General features: G+C 60.7%; 1 protein-coding gene. It reads left to right on the forward strand.

The window, feature by feature from the left end; genetic code table 11:
• The coding region (locus tag XalbCFBP2523_RS15595; RefSeq protein ID WP_146084135.1) for a non-ribosomal peptide synthetase at positions 1–2,810 on the forward strand (2,810 nt) is incomplete at both ends.

Here is a 2,810-nt window from a genome sequence, read left to right on the forward strand (position 1 = left end):
TGCGGCACGAGCATGCGCCGCTGTCGCTGGCGCAGCGTTGCAGCAGTGTTCCGGCACCGGCGCCGTTGTTTACCTCCTTGCTCAATTACCGGCATAGCGCCCAGGCAGAAGGCGCTGCCGAGGCAATGGCCTGGGAGGGGCTCGAGATGCTGTCGAGTCACGAGCGGACGAATTATCCGCTTGTCGTTTCTGTGGACGATATGGGGTCTGTTTTTGCGGTGACGGTGCAGTCGCAGCGGCCACTGGTTCCGGAGCGGATATGCGCATTCCTGGTGAAGGCGTTGGAAGAGCTGGCCGATGCGCTTGCCGATGTGCCGGAGACGGCGGTACGCGCGCTCGACGTTTTGCCGGATGCCGAGCGGCATCAGGTGTTGACGGAGTGGAATGCGACGGCAGCGGATTATCCGCGCGATGCGTGTGTGCACGAGTTGTTCGAGGCGCAGGTCGCGCGTGATCCCTCGGCCATCGCGGTGGTGCAGGGTGAGGTGTCGCTGACGTATGCGGAGTTGAATGCGCGAGCCAATCGCTTGGCACATTACCTGCGCGGATTGGGTGTGCGTCCGGACGACCGTGTGGCGATCTGTGTGCAGCGTAGTGTGGAGATGGTGGTGGCGCTGCTGGCGGTGCTGAAGGCGGGCGGTGCGTATGTGCCGCTGGACCCGGCCTATCCGCCGGAGCGGCTGGCCTATATGCACGCCGATTGCGGCGCCGTTAGGGTGTTGGTTGTTACGGATACCATCTTGCCAGAGCCGCTTGAGGTCTTACGGGTCAACATTGACGATGCCGCAGTGAACGCGGCGCAATCTGACAATCTGCGATTGTACTCACATGGCAGTACAAGCGCTTATGTCATGTACACCTCTGGTTCGACAGGGTTGCCGAAGGGGGTCGAAATACCGCATCGTGGTATCAATCGTCTGGTATTGAACAACGGATATCTGCCGTTCCATCCGAGCGACCGTGTCGCTTTTGCAGCTAATCCGAGTTTCGATGCGACCACGTTGGAGGTCTGGGGCGCGTTGCTCAATGGCGCGCGCATGGTCGTCATCGAAGCAGATGTTTTGCTGAGCCAAGTACGGTTGGCAGAGATGATCGAACGCGAAGGAATGACCATCCTGTTCTTAACTGCAGGGCTGTTCCATCAATACGCAGAAAGCATGAAAAGCTGCCTGAGCCGCTTGCGTTATCTGCTGGCTGGGGGCGATGCGCTTGATCCAAGAATAGTGGCGAAGGTTCTGTTGGGTGGCGACGGTCCTCAACATCTTTTGAATGGTTACGGTCCGACCGAAACCACGACCTTCGCAGCCACCTATGAGGTCGGGGAGATTGATGATGGTGTAAGCAGTCTTCCGATTGGTCGTCCGATCGCCAATACGCGGATCTACATTCTGGATACACAGGGTGCGCCGGTGCCGATTGGGATAGTGGGCGAGCTGTATATCGGTGGCGATGGTGTTGGCCTGGGTTATCTCAACTTAGACGATTTGACCACCGAACGCTTCCTCACGGATCCGTTCAGCGCCGATCCGACGGCACGGATGTATCGCACTGGCGATCTGGGACGTTGGCGTGTAGACGGCGTGATCGAGTTTGTCGGACGTAACGATCATCAAGTCAAGATCCGTGGCTTCCGCATCGAGTTGGGCGAGATCGAGGCACGGCTGAGCGCGCATGAGAGTGTGCGCGAGTGCGTGGTGGTGGCGCTGGATGCGGCCGCAGAGAACGATAAACGGCTGGTGGCGTATTGGGTCGGTGCAGAAGATGTGAGGTCCGAGCATTTTGGCTCAGAAACCTTGCGCAATTGGCTATCCGATGTGCTGCCGGACTACATGGTGCCGGCGGCCTACGTACAATTGGAAGCGCTGCCCCTGACTCCGAACGGCAAGCTGGATCGCAAGGCATTGCCCGCGCCGGATGACGCAGCCTACGCGGTGCGTGCGTATGAAGCACCGCAGGGCGCAATCGAACAGGCCATTGCCACGATTTGGGGCGATCTACTGGGTCTGGAGACAATCGGTCGGCACGATAACTTCTTCGCCCTCGGCGGGCATTCGTTGTTGGCGGTACGGGTCGCTTCGCGCTTGCGTCAGGAGCTGGATGTCGAGATCGGCGTGGCCGAGTTGTTTGCCCATGCCACGCTCCAGCAGCTTGCCGCGTGTGTGATGTCTTCGTCCGGCGCGATCTTGCCGCCGATCTTGCCGCTGGAGCCGGATGCGCCGCGGGTGCTGTCGTTTGCGCAGCAACGGCTCTGGTTCCTATCCCAGTTCGAGGGCGTCAGTCAGGCGTATCACATCAGCGGCGGCCTGCGCTTGCGCGGAGCACTGGAGACGCAGGCGCTGCAACGTGCGCTGGATCGCATCGTGGCCCGGCATGCGTCGCTGCGCACGACCTTCGCGTTGATCGATGGGCAGGCATTGCAGCGGGTCGCGGCCGAAGACAGCGGCTTCCAGTTGATCGTTCACGATCTGCGCGATATGCCCGAGCGCGAGGCGAAGCTGGAGCAGTTATTGGCCGAGGAGGCACAAGCACCCTTCGCCCTGGAACGCGGTCCGTTGATCCGTGGCGTGCTGGTACAGCTCGCCCACGACGAATACGTTTTCTTCGTGACCATGCACCACATCGTCTCGGACGGGTGGTCGATGGGGATCTTGATCAACGAGCTGAGCCTGCTGTATCGGGCGTTTGCCCGTGGCGAAGCCGATCCGCTACCGCCGTTGTCGATCCAGTACGCCGATTATGCGAGCTGGCAGCGGCAATGGCTGGCGGGCGAGGTGTTGCAACAACAGGCCGCATACTGGCGCGAGGCGCTG

The sequence above is a fragment of the Xanthomonas albilineans genome (assembly GCF_002939705.1).
Lineage (GTDB): Bacteria > Pseudomonadota > Gammaproteobacteria > Xanthomonadales > Xanthomonadaceae > Xanthomonas_A > Xanthomonas_A albilineans.